This is a genomic window from Pseudomonas jessenii, from assembly GCF_002236115.1.
Lineage (GTDB): Bacteria > Pseudomonadota > Gammaproteobacteria > Pseudomonadales > Pseudomonadaceae > Aquipseudomonas > Aquipseudomonas jessenii.
Genome location: NZ_NIWT01000004.1, coordinates 507,758 through 529,769, shown reverse-complemented (window position 1 = coordinate 529,769; position 22,012 = coordinate 507,758). Strand labels below are relative to the sequence as shown.

19 protein-coding genes are annotated in these 22,012 nt (G+C 58.5%); 1 reads left to right on the top strand and 18 read right to left on the bottom strand.

The genetic code is table 11. From position 1 onward, the window contains the following. Positions 1-69: 69 nt before the first annotated feature. From tilS to rpsB, 18 genes are all read right to left on the bottom strand, one after another. Positions 70-1,398 carry a tRNA lysidine(34) synthetase TilS gene (tilS, locus tag PSJE_RS15465; protein ID WP_090453394.1) on the bottom strand — a complete coding sequence of 443 codons (1,329 nt, stop codon included), beginning with the start codon at positions 1,396-1,398 and terminating at the stop codon, positions 70-72. 133 nt (positions 1,399-1,531) lie between these two features. Beyond that, on the bottom strand, positions 1,532-2,479 hold the full coding sequence (locus PSJE_RS15460; RefSeq protein ID WP_057716163.1) for an acetyl-CoA carboxylase carboxyltransferase subunit alpha: 948 nt from the start codon (positions 2,477-2,479) through the stop codon (positions 1,532-1,534). A gap of 139 nt (positions 2,480-2,618) precedes the next feature. Continuing rightward, positions 2,619-6,140, bottom strand: a complete 3,522-nt coding sequence (dnaE, locus tag PSJE_RS15455) for a DNA polymerase III subunit alpha (RefSeq protein WP_057716164.1) — start codon at positions 6,138-6,140, stop codon at positions 2,619-2,621. Between the two features lie 77 nt (positions 6,141-6,217). Next, complete coding sequence (rnhB, locus tag PSJE_RS15450) at positions 6,218-6,844, bottom strand: ribonuclease HII (protein ID WP_090453392.1); 627 nt, start codon at positions 6,842-6,844, stop codon at positions 6,218-6,220. Between the two features lie 11 nt (positions 6,845-6,855). Next, positions 6,856-7,986, bottom strand: coding sequence for a lipid-A-disaccharide synthase (gene lpxB, locus PSJE_RS15445; protein WP_090453390.1), 1,131 nt, complete (start codon positions 7,984-7,986; stop codon positions 6,856-6,858). 2 nt (positions 7,987-7,988) lie between these two features. Beyond that, positions 7,989-8,765: an acyl-ACP--UDP-N-acetylglucosamine O-acyltransferase gene (lpxA, locus tag PSJE_RS15440; protein WP_057716167.1), complete on the bottom strand. Its 777-nt coding sequence runs from the start codon at positions 8,763-8,765 to the stop codon at positions 7,989-7,991. After that, positions 8,762-9,202 (bottom strand): 3-hydroxyacyl-ACP dehydratase FabZ, encoded by a 441-nt coding sequence (gene fabZ, locus PSJE_RS15435; RefSeq protein ID WP_007978374.1) that lies wholly within the window; start codon positions 9,200-9,202, stop codon positions 8,762-8,764. The genes lpxA and fabZ overlap by 4 nt, the downstream gene beginning before the upstream one ends. A gap of 108 nt (positions 9,203-9,310) precedes the next feature. After that, a complete protein-coding gene (lpxD, locus tag PSJE_RS15430) occupies positions 9,311-10,366 on the bottom strand; it encodes a UDP-3-O-(3-hydroxymyristoyl)glucosamine N-acyltransferase (protein WP_090453388.1) in 1,056 nt (351 codons plus the stop codon). A 2-nt stretch (positions 10,367-10,368) separates the two neighbouring features. Then, a complete protein-coding gene (locus tag PSJE_RS15425; RefSeq protein ID WP_007990260.1) occupies positions 10,369-10,872 on the bottom strand; it encodes an OmpH/Skp family outer membrane protein in 504 nt (167 codons plus the stop codon). A 45-nt stretch (positions 10,873-10,917) separates the two neighbouring features. Further along, positions 10,918-13,293: an outer membrane protein assembly factor BamA gene (gene bamA, locus PSJE_RS15420; protein WP_057716169.1), complete on the bottom strand. Its 2,376-nt coding sequence runs from the start codon at positions 13,291-13,293 to the stop codon at positions 10,918-10,920. A 74-nt stretch (positions 13,294-13,367) separates the two neighbouring features. Then, a complete protein-coding gene (rseP, locus tag PSJE_RS15415) occupies positions 13,368-14,720 on the bottom strand; it encodes a sigma E protease regulator RseP (RefSeq protein WP_090453386.1) in 1,353 nt (450 codons plus the stop codon). Positions 14,721-14,773: 53 nt separating this feature from the next. After that, the gene (gene ispC / locus PSJE_RS15410; RefSeq protein WP_057716171.1) at positions 14,774-15,964 is read right to left on the bottom strand and encodes a 1-deoxy-D-xylulose-5-phosphate reductoisomerase; all 1,191 of its coding nucleotides are present in this window, start codon (positions 15,962-15,964) and stop codon (positions 14,774-14,776) included. Beyond that, complete coding sequence (locus PSJE_RS15405) at positions 15,961-16,767, bottom strand: phosphatidate cytidylyltransferase (protein ID WP_090453384.1); 807 nt, start codon at positions 16,765-16,767, stop codon at positions 15,961-15,963. The genes ispC and PSJE_RS15405 overlap by 4 nt, the downstream gene beginning before the upstream one ends. Further along, positions 16,767-17,522 (bottom strand): polyprenyl diphosphate synthase, encoded by a 756-nt coding sequence (gene uppS, locus PSJE_RS15400; protein WP_057716173.1) that lies wholly within the window; start codon positions 17,520-17,522, stop codon positions 16,767-16,769. Before uppS ends, PSJE_RS15405 begins: the two co-directional genes overlap by 1 nt. Before the next feature lie 13 nt (positions 17,523-17,535). Further along, a complete protein-coding gene (frr, locus tag PSJE_RS15395; protein ID WP_008019552.1) occupies positions 17,536-18,093 on the bottom strand; it encodes a ribosome recycling factor in 558 nt (185 codons plus the stop codon). Next, entirely contained in the window at positions 18,090-18,833 is a 744-nt protein-coding gene (gene pyrH, locus PSJE_RS15390; RefSeq protein ID WP_008000043.1) for a UMP kinase, read from the bottom strand. The genes frr and pyrH overlap by 4 nt, the downstream gene beginning before the upstream one ends. Before the next feature lie 214 nt (positions 18,834-19,047). Further along, positions 19,048-19,911 (bottom strand): translation elongation factor Ts, encoded by an 864-nt coding sequence (gene tsf, locus PSJE_RS15385; protein WP_008052779.1) that lies wholly within the window; start codon positions 19,909-19,911, stop codon positions 19,048-19,050. A gap of 189 nt (positions 19,912-20,100) precedes the next feature. Next, the gene (rpsB, locus tag PSJE_RS15380; RefSeq protein WP_007978390.1) at positions 20,101-20,838 is read right to left on the bottom strand and encodes a 30S ribosomal protein S2; all 738 of its coding nucleotides are present in this window, start codon (positions 20,836-20,838) and stop codon (positions 20,101-20,103) included. 371 nt (positions 20,839-21,209) lie between these two features. Here rpsB and map point away from each other — a divergent pair, with 371 nt between their 5' ends. Further along, entirely contained in the window at positions 21,210-21,992 is a 783-nt protein-coding gene (map, locus tag PSJE_RS15375) for a type I methionyl aminopeptidase (protein ID WP_057716174.1), read from the top strand. Positions 21,993-22,012: the final 20 nt, after the last annotated feature.

Here is a 22,012-nt window from a genome sequence, read left to right as displayed (position 1 = left end):
CTCCTGCAATTCAGGCGAATCCACAGAAGTTGTATCAAGAAGGGAGCGTAGTCTACCGGAAAGCCCCTTTCAGCTCAAACCTTGATCTTCGTTCAGTGGCTGCCAATGCAAATGCCAGTCGCCGAGTGCACCACCATCGAGCCCCTTGAGGTTCGCTACCGCCAGCAGTTGCCCGTCTTTGTAGAGCAGCGGCAATCTGCCGCGTACGAAGGACGGTACAGCGCTTTCATTGAGCAAACGTTTCAGGTCCCTATGGCCGCGGCCTGGCAATGCCATGACCTCTCCCCCTTCACGATAGCGGATATGCAGCGGGCCATCGGGGATTTGCCCGGTCAGCGAAAGCACGCCGTTGCCCGGGATAGCCAGCGGTGAAGCCGGATCCAGCCACACCCCGGCGCCGGGCAGAGGCCTCAGCCAGTGGCCGGACAGCCACCAGATCCGTCCGCCCGCCCGATGCAGTTCGCCATCGGCCAGCCGCCACACCGGGCAGGCATCGCCGGTGGCATCGCGCAAATCCTCCCAACCCGACCAATGGTCAGTGTCCGGCAAGCGGGTCAGCGGTTCGAGCCAATGACTCAAGGCATTGCGCTGCCGGGCATCAGACAAATGCGCAAGCGGCGCCAGCTCAAGCGACCGCAAGCCCAGCCAGGCAAACTCACTGGCAGAGCTGGCCTCACGCAAATCCATGTCCGCCAGTTCTTCGAGCAGTCCTTGCGCCTCATTCAAATGCGTCGCGCTGCGGGCCATGGTCGCCACCGCTTGCGGCCAGCGCTGGATCAGCACCGGCAAGACTTGATGCCTAAGGTAATTGCGCGAGTACTGCCGATCCTGGTTCGAGGGATCTTCGATCCAGCTCAAGTCATGTGCACTGGCATAAGCCTCCAACTCAGCCCGCGTGACATCAAGCATTGGCCGCAGCAAATGCCCCTTGCCCAAAGGGCGCTGACGCGGCATCCCGGACAATCCGCGCACGCCCGCTCCGCGCAACAAGCGAAACAGCAGCGTTTCCGCCTGATCGTCGCGATGCTGAGCCGTCAGCAGCACTTCGTTGGCCTGAAGGGCTTCAGTGAAGGCGTGATACCGCGCATCCCGAGCTGCTCGTTCAAGGCTGGCACCCGGTTGCACCTGCACGCGAACCACTTGCAGCGGCACGCCCAGCACAGCGCACACGGCACGACAATGTTCCGGCCACGTATCGGCTACGGCTTGAAGGCCGTGATGAACATGGATGGCGTTGAGCGTCGGCAGGTATTCGGTTTTGGAGAGTGTTGCCAGAAGGTGCAGCAGGACAGTGGAGTCGAGGCCGCCGGAGAAGGCGATGCGCCAGGTCGCAGCATTGCGCCACGAGGCAAGATTCAACAAGAGTCTGGCGGGCAGATCAATATTGGACCGACTCATATCCATCACCTTGCATAAATCAAATGTGGGATCGAGCTTGCTCGCGATAGCGGCCTGACATTCAACAGATTCGTCGACTGTCATACCCTCATCGCGAGCAAGCTCGATCCCACATGGGCACTGCGTGTACGGCTTAGAGACCGTAGCTCATCAGTCGATCGTAGCGGCGCTTGAGCAGCGCGTCGTTATCGAACTTCTTCAGCATCGCCAGTTGCGAGCTCAGCTCGGCGCGGATCGATGCGGCTGCAGCGGCCGGATCGCGGTGCGCGCCGCCCAGTGGCTCGCCAATCACCTTGTCCACGATGCCCAGGCCTTTGAGGCGCTCGGCGGTGATGCCCATCGCCTCTGCGGCATCCGGTGCCTTCTCGGAGGTTTTCCACAGAATCGAAGCGCAACCTTCCGGCGAAATCACCGCGTAGGTCGAGTATTGCAGCATGTTCAACTGGTCGCAGACGCCGATCGCCAGCGCACCACCGGAACCACCCTCACCGATCACGGTGGCGATGATTGGGGTTTTCAGGCGGGCCATCACTCGCAGGTTCCAGGCAATCGCTTCGCTCTGGTTGCGCTCTTCAGCGTCAATGCCAGGGTAAGCGCCCGGAGTGTCGATGAAGGTCAGGATCGGCATTTTGAAACGTTCGGCCATTTCCATCAGGCGGCAAGCCTTGCGGTAGCCTTCCGGACGCGGCATGCCGAAATTGCGGCGAACTTTCTCGCGCACTTCACGGCCTTTCTGGTGACCGATGATCATCACCGGCTTGTCGTCCAGACGGGCAATACCGCCAACGATGGCAGCGTCGTCCGAGAAGTGACGGTCACCGTGCAGTTCGTCGAACTCGGTGAAGATGTGTTCGATGTAGTCCAGGGTATACGGACGTTTCGGGTGACGCGCCAGACGTGCGATCTGCCAGCTGGTCAGCTTGCCGAAGATGTCTTCGGTCAGCGTTTTGCTCTTGTCCTGCAGGCGGGAGATCTCATCGCCGATATTCAGCGAATTGTCATTACCGACCAAGCGCAACTCTTCGATCTTGGCTTGCAGGTCGGCGATCGGCTGTTCGAAATCTAGAAAATTCGGGTTCATAGGCGTCCGTCTTGGGTCGAGTCCCAAGGGTTCTTGGGCCGGCCGGTTGTCTATTCGCGCCCTACCTTAAGGGACAGGCGCGTTGAGGTCGAGATTAAAAATTCAGGTCAAGGTCAGGGCAATCTGATAGCACTGACCGTCAACGGTATTGGAGGAAGACGTTGTCTCGCCCGAACTGGTCACGCAGGGCTTGAATCAACGCATCCGCCGGATCGATTCGCCAGCCTTCGCCGAACTGCAACAAGGCCTTCGCATCGGGGCTGGTGTAGTCCAAGGTGATCGGGCACGCGCCGCGGTGACGCTTCAACAGTTCACCCAGCCAGCGTAGCTGATCGCCCTTGAGGTCCTTGGTATGCAACTTCAGGCGCAGGCTTTCGGCCAGATTGGTGCGCGCATCCTCCATGCTCATCACCCGCTTGACCCGCAACTTCAGGCCACCGGAGAAATCGTCGTTGCTGACCTCGCCTTCGACCACCACCATCGCGTCGGTTTGCAACAGTGACTGCGCGGAATGGAACGCCTCGGAAAACAGCGAGGCCTCGATCCGTCCGGAGCGGTCGTCGAGGGTGATGAACCCCATCTTGTCGCCCTTTTTGTTCTTCATCACCCGCAAGGCGATGATCATCCCGGCAACGGTCTGGGTATCACGCGCCGGTTTCAGGTCGATGATGCGCTGGCGGGCGAAGCGACGGATTTCACCTTCGTACTCGTCGATCGGGTGACCGGTCAGGTACAGGCCGAGGGTATCTTTCTCCCCCTTCAGGCGCTCCTTGAGGGTCAGTTCCTTGGCCTTGCGGTGATTGGCGTAGACGTCGGCGTCTTCTTCGACAAACAGACCGCCAAACAGGTCGGAGTGACCGCTGTCCTGGGTGCGCGCGGTCTGTTCGGCCGCCTTGATCGCCTCTTCCATGGCGGTCAGCAGCACCGCGCGATTACGGTCGATGTTGGCCTGGTAGGCTTTCTGCTCGTCGTGGAAATACGGCCCGAGGCGATCCAGCGCACCGCTGCGGATCAAACCGTCGAGGGTGCGCTTGTTGATGCGCTTGAGGTCGACCCGTGCGCAGAAATCGAACAGATCCTTGAACGGACCGGCCAGACGCGCTTCGGTGATCGCCTCGACGGGGCCTTCACCCACGCCCTTGATGGCGCCCAGGCCGTAAATGATCCGGCCTTCATCGTTCACCGTGAACTTGAATTCGGACGTGTTCACGTCCGGCGCGTCGAGACGCAGCTTCATCGTCCGCACTTCTTCGATCAAGGTCACGACCTTGTCGGTGTTGTGCATATCCGCAGAGAGTACCGCGGCCATGAACGGCGCCGGGTAGTGCGCCTTCAGCCATGCGGTCTGGTACGACACCAGGCCATAGGCGGCGGAGTGGGATTTGTTGAAGCCGTAACCGGCGAATTTTTCCACCAGGTCGAAAATGTTACCGGCGAGGTCCGCGTCGATATTGTTGGTGGCGCAACCTTCAATGAAGCCACCGCGCTGCTTGGCCATTTCCTCGGGTTTTTTCTTACCCATGGCTCGACGCAGCATGTCCGCACCACCGAGGGTGTAACCGGCCATGACCTGGGCAATCTGCATCACCTGTTCCTGGTACAGGATGATGCCGTAAGTCGGTGCCAGTACCGGCTTGAGGCCTTCGTACTGGTAGTCCGAGTGCGGATACGCCAGCTCGGCGCGACCGTGCTTACGGTTGATGAAGTCGTCCACCATGCCCGATTGCAGCGGGCCCGGACGGAACAGTGCCACCAGTGCGATCAAGTCTTCCAGGCAGTCGGGCTTGAGCTTTTTGATCAGCTCCTTCATGCCCCGGGATTCAAGCTGGAACACCGCCGTGGTTTCGGCTTTTTGCAGCAAGGTGTAGGTCGGTTTGTCATCCAGCGGGATGAACGCGATATCCAGCGGCGGTTCGTTGACCTTGGCACGGTCGCGGTTGATCGTTTTCAGCGCCCAGTCGATGATCGTCAGGGTCCGCAGGCCGAGGAAGTCGAACTTCACCAGGCCGGCCGCCTCGACGTCATCCTTGTCGAACTGGGTTACCAGGCCATCACCGGCTTCGTCGCAATAGATCGGCGAGAAGTCGGTCAGCTTGGTCGGGGCGATTACCACACCACCGGCGTGCTTGCCGACGTTACGCACAACGCCTTCGAGCTTGCGGGCCATCTCCCAGATTTCCGCGGCCTCTTCATCGACCTTGATGAAATCGCGCAGGATCTCTTCCTGCTCATAGGCCTTTTCCAGGGTCATGCCGACTTCGAACGGAATCATCTTCGACAGGCGATCCGCCAGGCCATAGGACTTGCCCTGAACCCGCGCCACGTCGCGGACCACGGCCTTTGCCGCCATGGAACCGAAGGTGATGATCTGGCTCACGGCATTGCGGCCGTACTTCTCGGCTACGTAGTCGATTACCCGGTCGCGACCGTCCATGCAGAAGTCGACGTCGAAGTCGGGCATGGATACCCGTTCCGGGTTGAGGAAACGTTCGAACAGCAGGTCATATTCCAGCGGGTCGAGGTCGGTGATCTTCTGCACATAGGCCACCAGCGACCCGGCACCCGATCCACGGCCAGGCCCCACCGGCACGCCGTTGTTCTTGGCCCACTGGATAAAGTCCATCACGATCAGGAAGTAACCGGGGAACCCCATCTGGATAATGATATCCAGCTCGAAATTCAGCCGGTCGACATAGACCTGGCGCTTGGCCTCGTAGTCTTCAGTGGTGTCCTTGGGCAGCAGAACGGCAAGGCGCTCCTCCAGGCCGTCGAAGGACACCTTGCGGAAGTATTCGTCGATGGTCATGCCATCAGGGATCGGGAAGTTGGGCAGGAAGTGCGTGCCCAGCTTCACTTCAATGTTGCAGCGCTTGGCGATCTCGACGGTGTTTTCCAGCGCTTCGGGAATGTCGCTGAACAGCTCGGCCATTTCCTCGGCGCTTTTGAGATACTGCTGATCGCTGTAATTCTTCGAACGCCGCGGATCGTCGAGGGCGCGGCCTTCACCGATGCAGACGCGGGTTTCATGGGCAGCGAAGTCTTCCTGCTTGATGAAACGCACGTCGTTGGTCGCCACCAGCGGCGCACCGAGCTTCTCGGCCAGGGCCACGGCGCCGTGCAGTTGTTCTTCATCGTTGGGGCGGTTGGTGCGCTGGATTTCCAGATAGAAACGATCCGGAAACACGTCCATCCATTCGCGGGCCAGGGTTTCGGCCTCGGCGGGGTTGCCGCTGAGCATGGCCTGGCCGATCTCGCCTTCTTTGGCCGCCGACAGCATGATCAAGCCCGAGTTGGCTTCAGCAACCCATTCGCGCTCGATGATGATCGCGCCGTTGCGCTGACCATCGATAAAGCCGCGGGAAATCAGTTCGGTGAGGTTGCGATAGCCTTCGGCGTTCATCACCAGCAGGCTGATCCGGCTCAGGGGGTTGTCCGGATCCTTGTTCGACAGCCACAGGTCGGCGCCGCAGATCGGCTTGATCCCGGCACCCATGGCGTTTTTATAGAATTTGACCAGGGAACACATGTTGTTCTGGTCGGTGACCGCCACGGCAGGCATGTTCATGCCCACCAGGGTCTTGACCAGCGGTTTGATCCGCACCAGACCGTCGACCAGGGAGTATTCAGTGTGCAGGCGTAGGTGAACGAATGAAGCCGGCATAGTGATCCTGTCTATAAACATGAAGACAACAAGGCCCGGATTGTACCGGGCCTTGGTAAAAAAAATCAGCCTTGCGACTAACTCTCTACGGCGCTCTCTAGCGCCTCATACGCCAGCCGCACCGGGGCAAACGAACGCCGATGAATCGGGGTCGGCCCAAGCCGTGCCAGCGCTTCCAGATGAACAGGCGTCGGGTAGCCTTTGTGCCCGCCGATGCCGTAACCCGGGTAGATCAATTCGAACGCGGCCATTTCACGATCACGGCTGACCTTGGCCAGAATCGATGCGGCGGCGATGGCTGGAACCTTGCTATCGCCCTTGACCACGGCTTCGGAGCGCATCGGCAGTTTCGGGCAACGATTGCCGTCGATCATCGCCAGCTTCGGCTGAACGTGCAGCCCGGCGACCGCGCGCTGCATGGCCAACATGGTGGCGTTCAGGATATTCAGTTCGTCGATTTCTTCGACTTCGGCGCGAGCGATGCACCAGCTCAGGGCTTTTTCGCAGATTTCGTCGTAGAGCTTTTCGCGACGGGCTTCGGTGAGCTTCTTCGAGTCATTCAGGCCGAGGATCGGGCGGTTCGGATCGAGGATCACCGCCGCTGTCACCACCGCACCACAGAGCGGGCCGCGACCCACCTCATCGACACCGGCAACCAACTCTTCGATTTCAGCGACCAAGGTGAAATCCAGCCCCATCTGCATATTCGTTTTACTCATTTTACTTGGCCGATCAGGTTCAGCACTGCGTCCGCAGCCTGGTTGGAGGCATCCAGACGCAGGGTCCGGTGAATCTCGTCAAAACCGCGGGTCTGCTCTTCCCCATCCTCGATCAGTGGCGACAAGGTCTGGGCCAGCGCTTCGACCGTGGCATCGTCCTGCAACAACTCGGGCACCAACAGACGTTGGGCCAACAGGTTCGGCAACGAAATGTAGGGGCTTTTCACCATGCGCTTGAGAATCCAGAACGTCAGCGGCGCCAGGCGATAGGCGACCACCATCGGTCGCTTGTACAGCAACGCTTCAAGCGTCGCGGTACCGGAGGCAATCAACACCGCATCGCACGCTGCCAGGGCCAGATGAGATTGCCCGTCGAGCAGGGTCAGCGGCAGATCGCGACCGGCCAACAGTTCTTCGAGCTGTGCGCGACGTTGCGCGCTGGCGCACGGCATGACAAACCGCACCCCCGGGCGCAACGCACGCAGGCGCTGCGCCGTATCGAGAAACAATGAACCGAGCCGGCCAACTTCACCGCCACGGCTGCCTGGCATCAACGCCACCAGCGGCCCGTCAGGCAAACCGAGTTCGGCCCGCGCAGCAGCGCGATCGGCTTGCAGTGGAATGGCATCGGCCAGGGTATGGCCGACGAAACGCACCGGCACGCCTTTCTCTTCGTAGAATCTGGCTTCGAACGGGAACAGCGTGAGCATCAGGTCGCAGCCTTCGCGAATCTTCAGCACGCGTTTCTGACGCCAGGCCCAAACCGACGGGCTGACGTAATGCACCGTCTTGATCCCGGCCTGGCGCAGCTTGAGTTCGATATTGAGGTTGAAGTCCGGCGCGTCGATACCGATGAATACATCGGGTTTCGCGTCGATCAGGTCGGCGACCAGCTTCTTGCGCCGAGCCAGCAACTCGCGCAATCGGCCCAGCACTTCCACCAGGCCCATGACGGACAGACGCTCCATCGGAAAATACGAGGTCAGGCCTTCAGCCTGCATCAACGGACCACCGACACCGATGAACTCGACCGCCGGGTGGCGAGCCTTGAGCGCGCGCATGAGACCCGCACCCAGAATGTCACCGGAAGCCTCACCTGCTACCAGCGCAATACGCAGATTGGCCATGGTTAGCGGGTGATGCCGCGGGTCGAAGACTGGATGGAGTCACGGAACACCGCTACTTCCGGGAACTGCGCAGAAGGCTCCGCCAGTTCGGCGAGCGCCTGCTCCACGGTCAGGCCCTGGCGGTACACCACCTTGTAGGCACGACGCAGCGCGTGAATCGCATCTTCGCTGAAGCCCCGACGGCGCATGCCCTCGAAGTTCATGCTCCGGGCTTCGGCAGGGTTGCCGAACACCGTGACATACGCAGGAACATCCTTGCCGATCGCTGTACCCATACCTGAAAAGCTGTGGGCGCCAATGTGGCAATACTGGTGAACCAGGGTAAAACCGGAAAGGATCGCCCAGTCTTCCACATGCACATGGCCCGCCAGTGCGGTGTTGTTCACCAGGATGCAATGGTTGCCGATAACGCTGTCGTGGCCTATGTGGGCATAGGCCATGATCAGATTGTGGTCGCCCAGGGTCGTTTCCGAGCGGTCCTGGATGGTGCCACGGTGAATCGTCACGCCTTCACGGATGACGTTGTGATCACCGATCACCAGGCGGGTTTCCTCGCCCTTGTACTTCAGGTCGGGTGTGTCTTCGCCCACCGAGGAAAACTGGTAGATGCGATTGTGCTTACCGATTCGGGTCGGGCCCTTGAGAATCACGTGCGGCCCGATGACTGTCCCCTCGCCGATTTCCACACCTGCGCCGACGATCGACCACGGGCCGACCTCGACGCCGTCAGCCAGAACGGCTGTCGGATCGATGATTGCACGAGGGTCAATCAAACTCATAGCTTGCGTTCCGCACAGATGATTTCAGCCGAGCAGACAGGCTTGCCATCGACCGAAGCCTGGCACTCGAACTTCCAGATCTGACGCTTGCAGCTGATGAACTTGGCCTCAAGGATCAGCTGATCGCCCGGCAAAACCGGCTGGCGGAAGCGCAGCTTGTCGGACCCGACGAAGTAATAGAGCGTGCCGTCAGCCGGTTTCACGTCGAGCATTTTGAAACCAAGGATCCCGGCAGCCTGAGCCATTGCTTCGATGATCAATACGCCCGGCATGATTGGATGCGCAGGGAAGTGACCATTGAAGAACGGTTCATTGATGCTGACATTCTTGTAGGCGCGAATGCGCTTGCCTTCAACATCCAGCTCCACTACCCGGTCCACCAGCAGGAACGGGTAACGGTGAGGCAGGTATTCGCGAATCTCGTTGATGTCCATCATTTCGGGGGGAAGCCTATGTAAAGATTGGGAGCGCGCGACTGACACACGCCCCTCTAGCAAATCAAGCAAGCAGTCTAACGGCTGTGCACACTTGATATGGAAATGGTATCAGCCATCTGATGAAGCATTACCGTCAGGGGTCACTTCCCCTACACGCTTTTCCAGCTGTCGCAGGCGCCGCGCGATGTCATCGAGCTGACGGATGCGAGCCGCGCTTTTGCGCCATTCGGCTGCTGGCTGCATTGCCGTTCCGGAAGAATAGGAACCCTTTTCGGTAATCGAGTGGGTCACCATGGTCATCCCGGTGATGAAAACGTTGTCGCAAATTTCGATATGCCCCACCAGCCCTACACCGCCAGCGAGCATGCAATGCTTGCCGATTTTGGTGCTGCCGGAGATCCCGACGCAGGCGGCCATGGCGGTGTGATCACCGACCTGAACGTTGTGGGCGATCTGGATCTGGTTGTCGAGCTTCACACCATTACCGAGAACGGTATCGGCCAATGCGCCGCGGTCGATAGCGGTATTCACACCAATCTCCACATCGTCACCGACCAACACACCACCGATCTGGGCAATTTTCTGCCAGACACCTTTCTCATTGGCAAAACCGAAACCTTCGCCACCAAGCACGGCACCTGACTGAATGACCACACGCTTGCCGATGCGCACGTCGTGGTACAGCGTGACCCGCGGGGCCAGCCAGCCGCCTTCGCCAATTTCGCAACGGGCACCGATGAAGCAATGCGCACCGATGGTCACACCCGCAGCAATACGTGCCGCGCTTTCGATCACCGCAAAGGCACCAATACTCGCAGCCGGGTCAACCACCGCGTCCTCGGCCACAACGGCTGTCGGGTGAATGCCGGCAGCCGCTTTCGGCTTTGGATCGAACAGGTGGGAAACGCGCGCGTAGGCCAGATACGGATCAGGCACCATCAGCGCATTACCGGCAAAACCTTCAGCATCAGCAGCCTTCAGTAACAGAGCTGCGGCCTGACTATCTGCCAGGTACTTACGGTATTGAGGGTTTGCGAGAAAGCTCAACTGAGCTGGGCCAGCCTCTTGCAAAGTGGCTAGCCCAGTAATTTCTTTCTCCGGGTCGCCACGTAGCGTGGCGCCGAGGAACTCGGCCAATTGGCCGAGCTTTATAGTCGCTGTCATAGTTACTTCAGCTGATTCATGCGCTCGATAACCTGGCGAGTGATGTCGTACTGAGGCTTGACATCAATCACTGCGCCACGCTCGAAGACCAGGTCAAAAGCACCTTTCTTGATGACTTCTTCCACAGCGCTGTCCAGTTTCGGCTTGAGCTGCTTCAGCATTTCACGGTCGGCAACGGCTTTGGCTTCGTTCAGCTCCTTGGACTGGAACTGGAAGTCACGGGCCTTTTGCTTGAATTCAAGCTCCAGACGCTCGCGCTCGCCCTGCTGCATTTTGTCGCCACCGGCCATCAGACGGTCCTGAATGCCCTTGGCGCTGCTTTCCAGCGTCTTGAGCTTCGTCAGCTGAGGACCGAACTTCTTCTCGGCATCCACGGCGTATTTCTTGGCCGCATCGGACTCCAGCAGAGCCATCTGATAGTTCAGAACAGCAATTTTCATGTCGGCGAACGCCGGACCAGCGACCAGTACGCTGGCCAGGAGAACCAATTGAGTCAACTTACGCACGATGCACCCCTACAAAATTCATTGTCGTTATCTTGGGTCAGACGCTTAGAACGTCTGGCCGAGAGAGAATTGGAACACTTGAGTTTCAGCGTCATCCGGTTTCTTGACTGGCATGGCCAAGGCGAAACTCAGAGGACCCAGTGCGGTGACCCAGGTCACACCCACACCGACGGAACTGGCCATGTTGCTCAGACTGATATCGTTGCACTTGGTGTTGGACTTCGAGCCATCCGCGTTTGTGGTATCCGAGCAAGATGAATCGAACACGTTACCCACATCCCAGAATACCGAGGTCCGCAGGGAGCGTTGATCCTTGATGAACGGCAGCGGGAACAGAACCTCCACACCACCCTGGATCAGGACGTTACCACCGAACGGCAGCGGATCCTGGTCCGGGTCGACCGCTGTACCAGGGTTCTTGCCGGTACTTGGTGTACTGCGAGGCCCCAGGGTGCTGTCCTTGAAGCCACGAACCGAGTTGAAACCACCAGCATAGTAGTTTTCATAGAATGGCAAGCCATCCGTCGACCCGTAGCCATCGCCATAACCCAGCTCGGTGTGCAGGCGCATGGTGTAGTTCTCGCTCAATGGCTGGAACAACTGGCCACGGTAGTCGAGCTTGAAGAACGACAGGTCGCTGCCTGGAATCGTGGATTCCAGCACCAGGCTCTGGGAATGGCCACGGGTAGCGAGCACACCCTTGTTCAGGGTGGACTCGGACCAACCGGCCGAAGCCTTGAAGTTCAGGTACTTGTCGCCTTCCTTGTTAACGAAGTCGAAGATCTCGTCAACGGTGTACACACCTGTCTTGATCTCGTCCTGCTGAGCTGTCAGGCCAAAGGTCAGACGCGAAGTCTCGCTGATCGGGTAGCCAACGCTCACGCCTGCACCCAGGCTGTCTACGGCGTAGCTGGCGATGTCAGTATCGAGCTCGTCATAGTCAGTCGTACGGTAGAACGCGTTGTAACCCAGGCTCACGCCATCGGCGGTCCAGTAGGGGTCGACAAAGCCGAAGTTATAGCGGGTCTGGTATTCGCTTTTGGTCAAGCCGACGCTGACCTTGTTACCGGTACCCAGGAAGTTGTTCTGGGTGATCGAACCACCGAGGATCAGACCGGCGCTCTGGGCGAAACCGACGCTGGCGGTAATCGAACCGGAGGCTTGTTCTTCAACGCTGTAGTTGACGTCCACCTGGTCATCGACACCCGGCACGGCCGGAGTCTCAACGTTGACTTCCTTGAAGAAGCCCAGACGTTCAAGACGGGTCTTGGATTGGTCGATCAGGTAAGTGGAAGCCCAGCCGCCTTCCATCTGACGCATTTCACGACGCAGCACTTCGTCTTCGGACTTGGTGTTGCCACGGAAGTTGATGCGGTTCACGTAGGCACGCTTGCCCGGATCGACCGCGAACAGGATGTCTACGGTGTGATCTTCGTCGTGCGGTTGAGGCACACCGTTGACGTTGGCGAAGGTGTAACCCTCGTTACCCAGGCGACGGGTGATCAGTTCGGAGGTGGTGGTCATCAGCTTGCGCGAGAACACCTGGCCTTTTTGCACCAGCAACAGGGACTTGATCTGGTCTTCAGGGACTTTCAGGTCACCGCTGAGCTTGACGTCACGAACGGTGTACTTCTCGCCTTCGTTGACGTTGACGGTGATGTAGACGTGTTTCTTGTCTGGCGTAATGGAGACCTGAGTCGAAGCGATATCCATGTTGATGTAGCCACGGTCCAGATAGTAGGAACGCAGGCGCTCCAGGTCACCGGACAGCTTTTCACGGGCGTACTTGTCGTCGTTCTTGAAGAACGACAACCAGTTGGTGGTCTTGAGTTCGAACAGGTCGATCAGGTCTTCGTCAGGGAAGACCGTGTTGCCCACCACGTTGATGTGCTGGATAGCCGCAACGGTGCCTTCGTTGATGTTGACCTTCAGGCCGACGCGGTTACGCGGCTGCGGCACCACTTCGGTGTCGACGGTAGCCGAGTAGCGACCCTGGGCGACGTACTGACGTTGCAGCTCGTTACGCACACCTTCGAGGGTGGCACGCTGGAAGATCTCGCCTTCGGCCAGACCGGATTGCTTGAGGCCTTTCATCAGGTCTTCGGTAGAGATCGCCTTGTTGCCTTCGATCTCGATACTGGCGACCGACGGGCGCTCGACTACCGTGATGACCAGGACGTTGCCATCGCGGCCCAGCTGGATATCTTGAAAGAAACCGGTTTTGAACAACGCACGAGTGGATTCCACCAGGCGACGATCATCCGCCTGTTCACCGACGTTCAACGGCAAAGCACCAAAGACGCTACCCGCGGAGACCCGCTGGAGGCCATTGACGCGAATATCAGAGATAGTGAAGGACTCGGCGTGAACTTCGGCGATCATCAATACGGTGAGAACCGCAGTTAGCAGCAGACGTTTCATGAAGTCCTTTCTTATTCCAACTGGCAATAAACAAACTGCCGCAAAATGCGGCAGATTCGCAATTCAGCGAAGCGTTACAGTCGACCCAGATCATTAACCAGAGCAAGCAACATCACCCCGATCACCAAACTGATACCGATCTGTATCCCCCAACCTTGCACCCGATCTGACAAGGGACGACCACGCACCCACTCGATCAGATAAAACAACAAATGCCCCCCATCCAGTACCGGAATGGGCAACAAATTCAGAACGCCCAAGCTAATACTCAGATAAGCAAGGAAATTCAGGAAATCAGCAACACCCGACTGGGCCGAAGCGCCCGCCACTTTAGCAATGGTTATCGGTCCACTCAAGTTTTTTACCGAGAGCTCGCCGAACAACATTTTCTTCAGTGAATCGAGGGTCAGCACGCTCATGGTCCAGGTGCGTCGAGCCCCCTCGCCAATTGCTGCCAATGGCCCGTAGCTGACCTCGCGGATCATCTCCGGCGGCCAGTCGATCGCTTTCACCCCTGCCCCCAAATAACCGCTGGGTGACTTGCTCTCGCCGCGAGCGGCAAGTGTTACCGGGACGTCGATCTGAGCACCGTCGCGCTCAACCCGCAGCATGATTTTGGTATCAGGATGCATACGGACGGTATCGACAACCTGCTGCCAGTCATCGAGCGTACGACCATCGAGCGCGACCAACCGGTCACCGGTCTTCAGGCCGGCAGCCTTGGCCGGCCCCTTTGGATCGAGCTCGGCCAGGACAGGCGGCAATGCCGGACGCCATGGACGAATCCCCAAAGAATGGATAGGGTCGGGCTCGTCAGCCCCTTTGAGCCACTTGTCCAGCACAAGTTCACGAGGAGAGTCGGCCGTGGAACCCTGTTCGTGCACCACTATCTGCAACGAACCGCTTTCGCCCAGGCGACGCACCAGTTGCAGGTTCACCGCTGCCCAGCCGGAAGTCGCCTCACCATCAATGGCCACGATTTCCTGGCCAGGGCTCAAACCTGCCTTGGCCGCGATACTCCCGGACTCGACAGCGCCGATGACCGGACGCACCTGCTCGCTGCCGAGCATTGCCAATACCCAGAAGAACGTAAATGCCAGCAGGAAGTTGGCAATCGGCCCCGCCGCTACGATGGCAATGCGCTGACGAACGGATTTACGATTGAAGGATTGATCAAGCTGATCGAGCGGTACTTCACCTTCGCGCTCGTCGAGCATTTTGACGTAGCCGCCCAACGGGATGGCGGCGACGACAAATTCGGTGCCCTGCTTGTCGTGCCAACGCAGCAAAGGCATGCCGAAGCCTACGGAGAAACGCAGCACTTTGACCCCACAGCGACGCGCGACCCAAAAATGGCCGAACTCGTGGAAGGTAACCAGCACACCCAGAGCGACCAGGGTGCCGACAATCATATAGAGCGCGCTCATCTACTTTCTCCGCATTCCTATCCGCTGCTGCCTGGGCCAACTATCCGCAGCATTTACCGCCCGTGACGGCTCAACCATTGTCCGGCCAGCAATCGGGCCTTCGCGTCTGCCGTGAACACTGCATCGAGATCATCCACCGCCACTACGGGCTCCAGATTCAGTACTTCCTCGATGATACTCGCGATTTCCGGGTAACGAACCCGTTCGTCGAGAAATGCCGCTACCGCCACTTCGTTCGCCGCATTGAGCATGGCTGGCGCGCTGTTACCCGCTTCGGCCGCCTGACGAGCCAGACGCAGGCACGGAAAACGTTCTTCATCGGGCGCCTGGAAGTCCAGCCGCGCAATGGCAAACAGGTCCAGCGGCGCCACACCCGAGTCAATCCGCTCCGGCCAGGCCAGGGCATTGGCGATGGGCGTGCGCATGTCCGGATTACCCAGCTGTGCCAGAACAGAACCATCGACGTAGTCGACCAGCGAATGGATCACACTTTGCGGGTGAATCACCACCTCCACCTGCGAAGGCTTGGCATCGAACAGCCAGCAGGCTTCGATCAACTCAAGCCCCTTGTTCATCATGCTGGCCGAGTCGACGGAGATTTTTCGCCCCATGGACCAGTTCGGATGAGCACACGCCTGATCGGGAGAAACATTCGCCAGCTCCGCCATGGGCGTCTGTCGAAACGGACCGCCGGAAGCCGTCAGCAGAATCCGACGTACGCCAACCACCTCAAGGCCACGGGCATAATCGAGCGGCATGCACTGGAAAATGGCGTTGTGCTCGCTATCGATCGGCAGCAACACCGAACCGCTCTTGCGCACGGCCTGCATGAACAGCGCGCCGGACATGACCAGCGCCTCTTTATTGGCCAGCAGAATTTTCTTGCCGGTCTCCACCGCCGCCAGTGTCGGGCGCAAACCCGCCGCACCGACGATGGCCGCCATGACCGTATCGACTTCCGGATCGGAAGCGACCTGACACAAACCTTCCTCACCCACCAGAACACGGGTCGAGAGACCCGCCGCGCGCAAATCATCTTGCAGGGTGCGGGCAGCTGCGATCTCAGGCACCACGGCAAATCGCGGGACATGGCGCACGCAGAGCGCCAGCAATTCACTCAAGCGGGTGAAGCCAGTCAAGGCAAAGACCTGATATCGATCAGGGTGACGAGCGATGACGTCGAGCGTGCTCAGGCCAATCGAGCCGGTCGCCCCCAGAACGGTAATCTGTTGCGGGCGGCTCATGGTGCAGCCATCCACAGCAGCACCGCAAACACCGGAATCGCTGCCGTCAGGCTGTCGATACGATCCAGCACGCCGCCGTGACCCGGAAGCAGATTACTGCTGTCCTTGATCCCGGACTGACGCTTGAACATGCTTTCAGTGAGATCACCCACCACCGAAATGAACACGATCAGCGCGGCACCGATCAACCCTTTGAGCAGCTCCGCCACCGTCCAGTCGCGTACCAGACCAACGATTGTGGTAATCACCAGGCTCAGCGCGAGACCACCGTACACGCCCTCCCAGCTTTTGCCCGGACTGACCTGTGGTGCGAGCTTGCGTTTGCCGAAAGCGCGACCGGAGAAGTAGGCGCCAATATCGGCACCCCAGACCAACACCATCACCGCCATGATCAGCCAGTTACCCAACGGGTATTGCTTGATCTGCACCAGACCTTGCCAGGCCGGCAGCAGAATCAACAGGCCGATCACCAACTTGGTCGCCGCACTGGACCATTGCTCGCTCGAGCGCGGATAGGTCAGCACCAGATACGTCGCCACTGCCCACCACAGCACTGAAGCGCCCAATACCCAAGGCGCGAGGCCGGGCAGGATGTACATGAGGAACAGCACCAGAGCGACCACAGCGGCATAGCCAACGCGGTACGCTTGAGTGGCAAAACCCGCCAGACGCGCCCATTCCCAGGCACCAAGGGTCACGACCAGCCCGATGAACAGTGCAAAACCGGAACCTTCAAGCAGAAAGAATCCGCACAAGGCAATCGGCAGCAGGATCAGTGCGGTGATGATTCGTTGTTTAAGCATTAAACCCGGGCTCCAGCCTCGACCTGCTCGCTCGTTTTACCGAAGCGGCGCTGGCGGGAAGCAAAATCGGCCAGCGCATTGCGCATGGCATCGTGTTTGAAGTCCGGCCAGAACAGGTCGGAGAAATACAACTCGGCATAGGCCAGTTGCCAGAGCAGGAAGTTGCTGATGCGGTGCTCGCCACCGGTGCGGATGCACAGGTCCGGCAACGGCAGATCGCCCGTGACCAGGCAGGTCTGCAGCAGATCAGGCGTGATGTCTTCCGGACGCAAGTGCCCGGCCTGAACTTCTCGCGCCAGTCGTTGCGCAGCTTGCGCGATATCCCACTGACCGCCGTAATTGGCGGCGATCTGCAGAACAAAACGATTGGCACCAACCGTCATGGCCTCGGCTTCACGCATGGCAGCCTGCAGCTCAGGATGAAAACGCGAGCGGTCACCAATGATGCGCAGGCTGATGTTGTTGTCGTTGAGGCGCTTGGCCTCACGACGCAGCGCCTTGAAGAACAGATCCATCAAAGCGCTGACCTCATCGGCCGGACGTTGCCAGTTCTCGCTGGAGAAGGCGAACAGGGTCAGCACTTCGACCTTGGCCTCGGCGCAGACTTCAATGACTGCACGTACCGCATCCACGCCCGCTTTATGCCCGGCGACACCTGGCATAAAGCGTTTTTTCGCCCAGCGATTGTTACCATCCATGATGATCGCGACATGGCGCGGCACCGCGGACGGTGCAGTCTGCTTAGTCTTTTCCATGAAAACGCGACCCTTATACGGCCATCAGGTCTTTTTCTTTCTCTGCCAGCTTCGCGTCGATTTCAGCCACGAATTTCTTGGTCAGGTCGTCGATCTCGCCAGTGGCGCGACGCTCTTCGTCTTCGCTGATCTCTTTTTCTTTGACCAGGTCTTTCAACGAGCTGTTGGCATCGCGACGGATGTTGCGCACGGCAACACGAGCGTCTTCAGCCACGTCACGGGCCTGCTTGGTGAAACCGCGGCGGGTTTCTTCGGTCAGGGCCGGCATGCTGATCAGCAGCAGCTCGCCGAGGTTGGTCGGGTTCAAGTTCAGACCTGCACTGCCGATAGCCTTGTCGACTGCGCCGAGCATGTTGCGCTCGAAGGCAACGACTTGCAGGGTGCGGGCGTCCTTGACGGTGATGTTGGCCACTTGCTTGATCGGGGTGTCAGCGCCGTAGTACGGCACCATCACGCCTTCCAGGATGCTCGGGTGCGCCTGGCCGGTACGGATGCGGCCGAAGTTGTGCGACAGGGACTCCACAGACTTCTGCATGCGCTCTTTAGCGTCTTTCTTGATTTCGTTGATCATTGTTCGCCTTCCTCGATCAGGGTCCCTTCAGCGCCGCCGTGTACGATATTCAGCAGGGCGCCGGGCTTGTTCATGTTAAATACGCGTAGTGGCATCTTGTGGTCGCGGCACAGGCAAATGGCCGTCAGATCCATCACACCCAGCTTGCGATCCAGCACTTCATCATAAGTCAGATGATCGAACTTCTCGGCATGCGGGTCTTTGAACGGGTCAGCGGTGTAGACACCATCGACCTTGGTCGCCTTGAGCACGACATCGGCATCGATTTCGATTGCACGCAGACAGGCTGCCGAATCCGTCGTAAAGAACGGGTTGCCGGTACCGGCCGCGAAAATCACCACGTCCTTGGAATTCAGGTGACGCATGGCCTTGCGACGATCGTAGTGATCGGTCACGCCAACCATGGAAATAGCGGACATCACGATGGCCGAGATGTTGGCGCGCTCAAGGGCGTCGCGCATCGCCAGGGCGTTCATCACAGTGGCCAGCATGCCCATGTGGTCGCCGGTGACCCGGTCCATGCCAGCCTTGCTCAGCGCTTCACCGCGGAACAGGTTGCCACCACCGATAACCAGACCAACCTGAACGCCGATGCCGACCAGCTGGCCAACTTCCAATGCCATGCGATCCAGAACTTTCGGATCGATCCCGAACTCTTCCGAGCCCATCAGGGCCTCGCCGCTAAGCTTGAGTAGAATGCGTTTATAGCGAGCCTGATAACCACTGCCCTGCTGAGCCATTGCGAATCTCTCCTGCGGCGTATTTAAAAAAAAATTCTTTGCGAGCTGTTTTACAGCTGACGCTCACTCTAGCTTGGCACTGCTTCAGCGCCATCGGAACATGGCTTTGTAAGCCAGTTCCAAAGGGAAACCAAATAAAAATTGATACCCCATCTGAAAAGAGGCTGCGCGCGTGAGCGGGCAGCCTCTTCTGGGCGACAGTTAAAAAACCGTCTTATTGCTTGGCGGCAGCCAGCTGGGCAGCAACTTCTTCTGCGAAGTTGTCCACTGGCTTCTCGATGCCTTCGCCTACTTTGAAGTAAGTGAAGGAAACGATTTCAGCGCCGGCTTTCTTGGCCAGGGCACCAACGGTGACTTCCGGGTTCATCACAAAAGCTTGCTCTACCAGGCTGGCTTCAGCCAGGAACTTGGTGATACGGCCGGCGATCATCTTCTCGACGATTTCAGCTGGCTTGCCTTTCATCTTGTCTTCGTTCAGGGTCAGGAAAACGCCCTTCTCGCGCTCGATGGCTTCTGGCGAAACCTGCGATGGCAGCAGGAACTCAGGGTTGCTTGCCGCCACGTGCATGGCGATCTCTTTGGCCAGCTGAACATCGCCGCCCTTGAGAACAACAGCAACACCGATCTTGTTACCGTGCAGGTAGGTGCCGACAACGTCGCCCTCTACGCGTACCAGGCGACGAATATTGACGTTCTCGCCTACTTTGGCGACCAGAGCTTCACGAGCCGATTCCTGAGCGGCGATCAGCGGAGCTGCGTCGGTCAGTTTTTCGTCGAAGGCTTTTTCTACGCAGGCAGCAACGAAGTTCTTGAAGTCGTCTTGCAGGGCCAGGAAGTCGGTCTGCGAGTTAACTTCCAGCAGCACGGCTGCCTTGTCGTCAGCCTTGATGGCGATAGCGCCTTCAGCGGCAACGTTGCCGGCTTTCTTGGCAGCCTTGATGGCGCCCGAAGCACGCATGTCATCAATGGCTTTCTCGATGTCGCCGCCAGCCTTGGTCAAGGCCTTTTTGCAGTCCATCATGCCTTCGCCAGTACGCTCGCGCAGTTCTTTGACCAACGCTGCAGTAATCTCTGCCATTTCAAAATCCTCTTGGATAGGTTTTCAACCATTCCACCCGATCGAACGGGCGATCAATTCTTCCCGAACCACCCTTGTTAGCTGCCGCACGTTACAGATAGAGCAGTGGGCGCCGACAAATGGTTTTCGAGGTGGCAAAAAGGGGGCCAAGCCCCCTTTTTGCTTACTGAGTCAACGCCAAGGCGTCAATTACTCAGCTGCTGCTACCGGAGCTTCTTCAACGAAAACTTCGGTGCCGCCGGCAACATTGTTGCGACCGCGGATGACAGCGTCAGCCATCGAACCCATGTACAACTGGATAGCGCGGATTGCGTCATCGTTGCCTGGGATGATGTAGTCAACGCCTTCCGGGCTGCTGTTGGTATCGACTACGCCGATAACCGGGATGCCCAGCTTGTTGGCTTCGGTGATCGCGATGCGCTCGTGATCAACGTCGATAACGAACAGAGCGTCTGGCAGACCGCCCATATCCTTGATACCACCCAGGGAACGATCCAGCTTTTCCAGGTCACGAGTGCGCATCAGCGCTTCTTTCTTGGTCAGCTTGGCGAAAGTACCGTCTTCGGCTTGTACTTCAAGGTCACGCAGACGCTTGATGGAAGCACGGATGGTCTTGAAGTTGGTCAGCATGCCGCCCAACCAGCGGTGATCGACGTACGGCGAACCGCAACGTGCTGCTTCTTCAGCAACGATCTTGCCAGCGGAACGCTTGGTGCCGACGAACAGAATCTTGTTTTTGCCCTGGGCCAGACGCTCTACGAAAGTCAGAGCTTCGTTGAACATTGGCAGGGTTTTTTCAAGGTTGATGATGTGGATCTTGTTACGCGCACCGAAAATGTACTTGCCCATTTTCGGGTTCCAGTAACGGGTCTGGTGACCGAAGTGCACACCGGCCTTCAGCATATCGCGCATGTTGACTTGGGACATGATAGTTCCTTAATAAGTCGGGTTTGGCCTCCACGTATCCCAATGACCAACCAGCAGCATCAGCTGAAGGCACCCAGGTCATCGTGTCGACACGTGTGTGGATTTAGGCTTCCCGGGACATCCCCGGAAAGCGGCGCATTTTATATCACAAGACAGGACAAAACGGAACCCGGATTCTGAAATCCTGGCGAGCGTTTTGTTCCACCCCTTGGAATCCGCCAAGAATGCACCATTCTATAGAGAGAAGCGATGCACACGGCCGCAGATTTGCGTTGATCGTCTGGTAGAATCGTATTTTTCAGGGCCGCGAAGTTCGATCGCGCATTGCCCCTTCCGTTTAGAAAGCGCCGCCTGGCGCAGAGAGAGCCTGTATGACCGTCACCCTCAAAACTCCCGAGGATATCGCCAAAATGCGTATCGCCGGCAAACTGGCCGCCGATGTGCTGGAAATGATTGCCGAATACGTCAAGCCGGGCGTTACCACCGATCAACTGAACCAGATCTGCCACGACTACATCGTCAATGAGCAGAAAGCCATCCCGGCCCCGCTCAATTACAAGGGCTATCCAAAGTCGATCTGCACGTCGATCAACCATGTGGTCTGCCATGGCATTCCAAACGACAAGCCGCTCAAAGATGGCGACACCCTGAACATCGACGTCACCGTCATCAAGGACGGTTTCCACGGTGATACCAGCCGGATGTTCCACGTCGGCAACGTACCTGTCTGGGCCGAGCGCCTGTCCCAGGTGACCCAGGAATGCATGTACAAGGCGATCGAGATCGTCAAACCCGGCTGCCGCCTGGGCGACATCGGCGAAATTATCCAGAAGCATGCGGAAAAGAACGGCTTCTCGGTGGTTCGCGAATTCTGCGGCCATGGTATCGGCAAGGTGTTCCACGAGGAGCCGCAGATCCTGCACTACGGCCGCGCCGGCACCGGCATGGAACTCAAGGCCGGCATGACCTTCACCATCGAGCCGATGATCAACCAGGGCCGCGCCGACACCAAGGTACTGGGCGACGGCTGGACCGCGATCACCAAGGACCGCAAGCTCTCGGCACAGTGGGAACACACCCTGCTGGTGACCGAAACCGGTTACGAGATCTTCACCCTGCGCAGTGATGACACCATCCCTCGCGTTTCGGCCTGATCCCGCTACCGTACATCGCC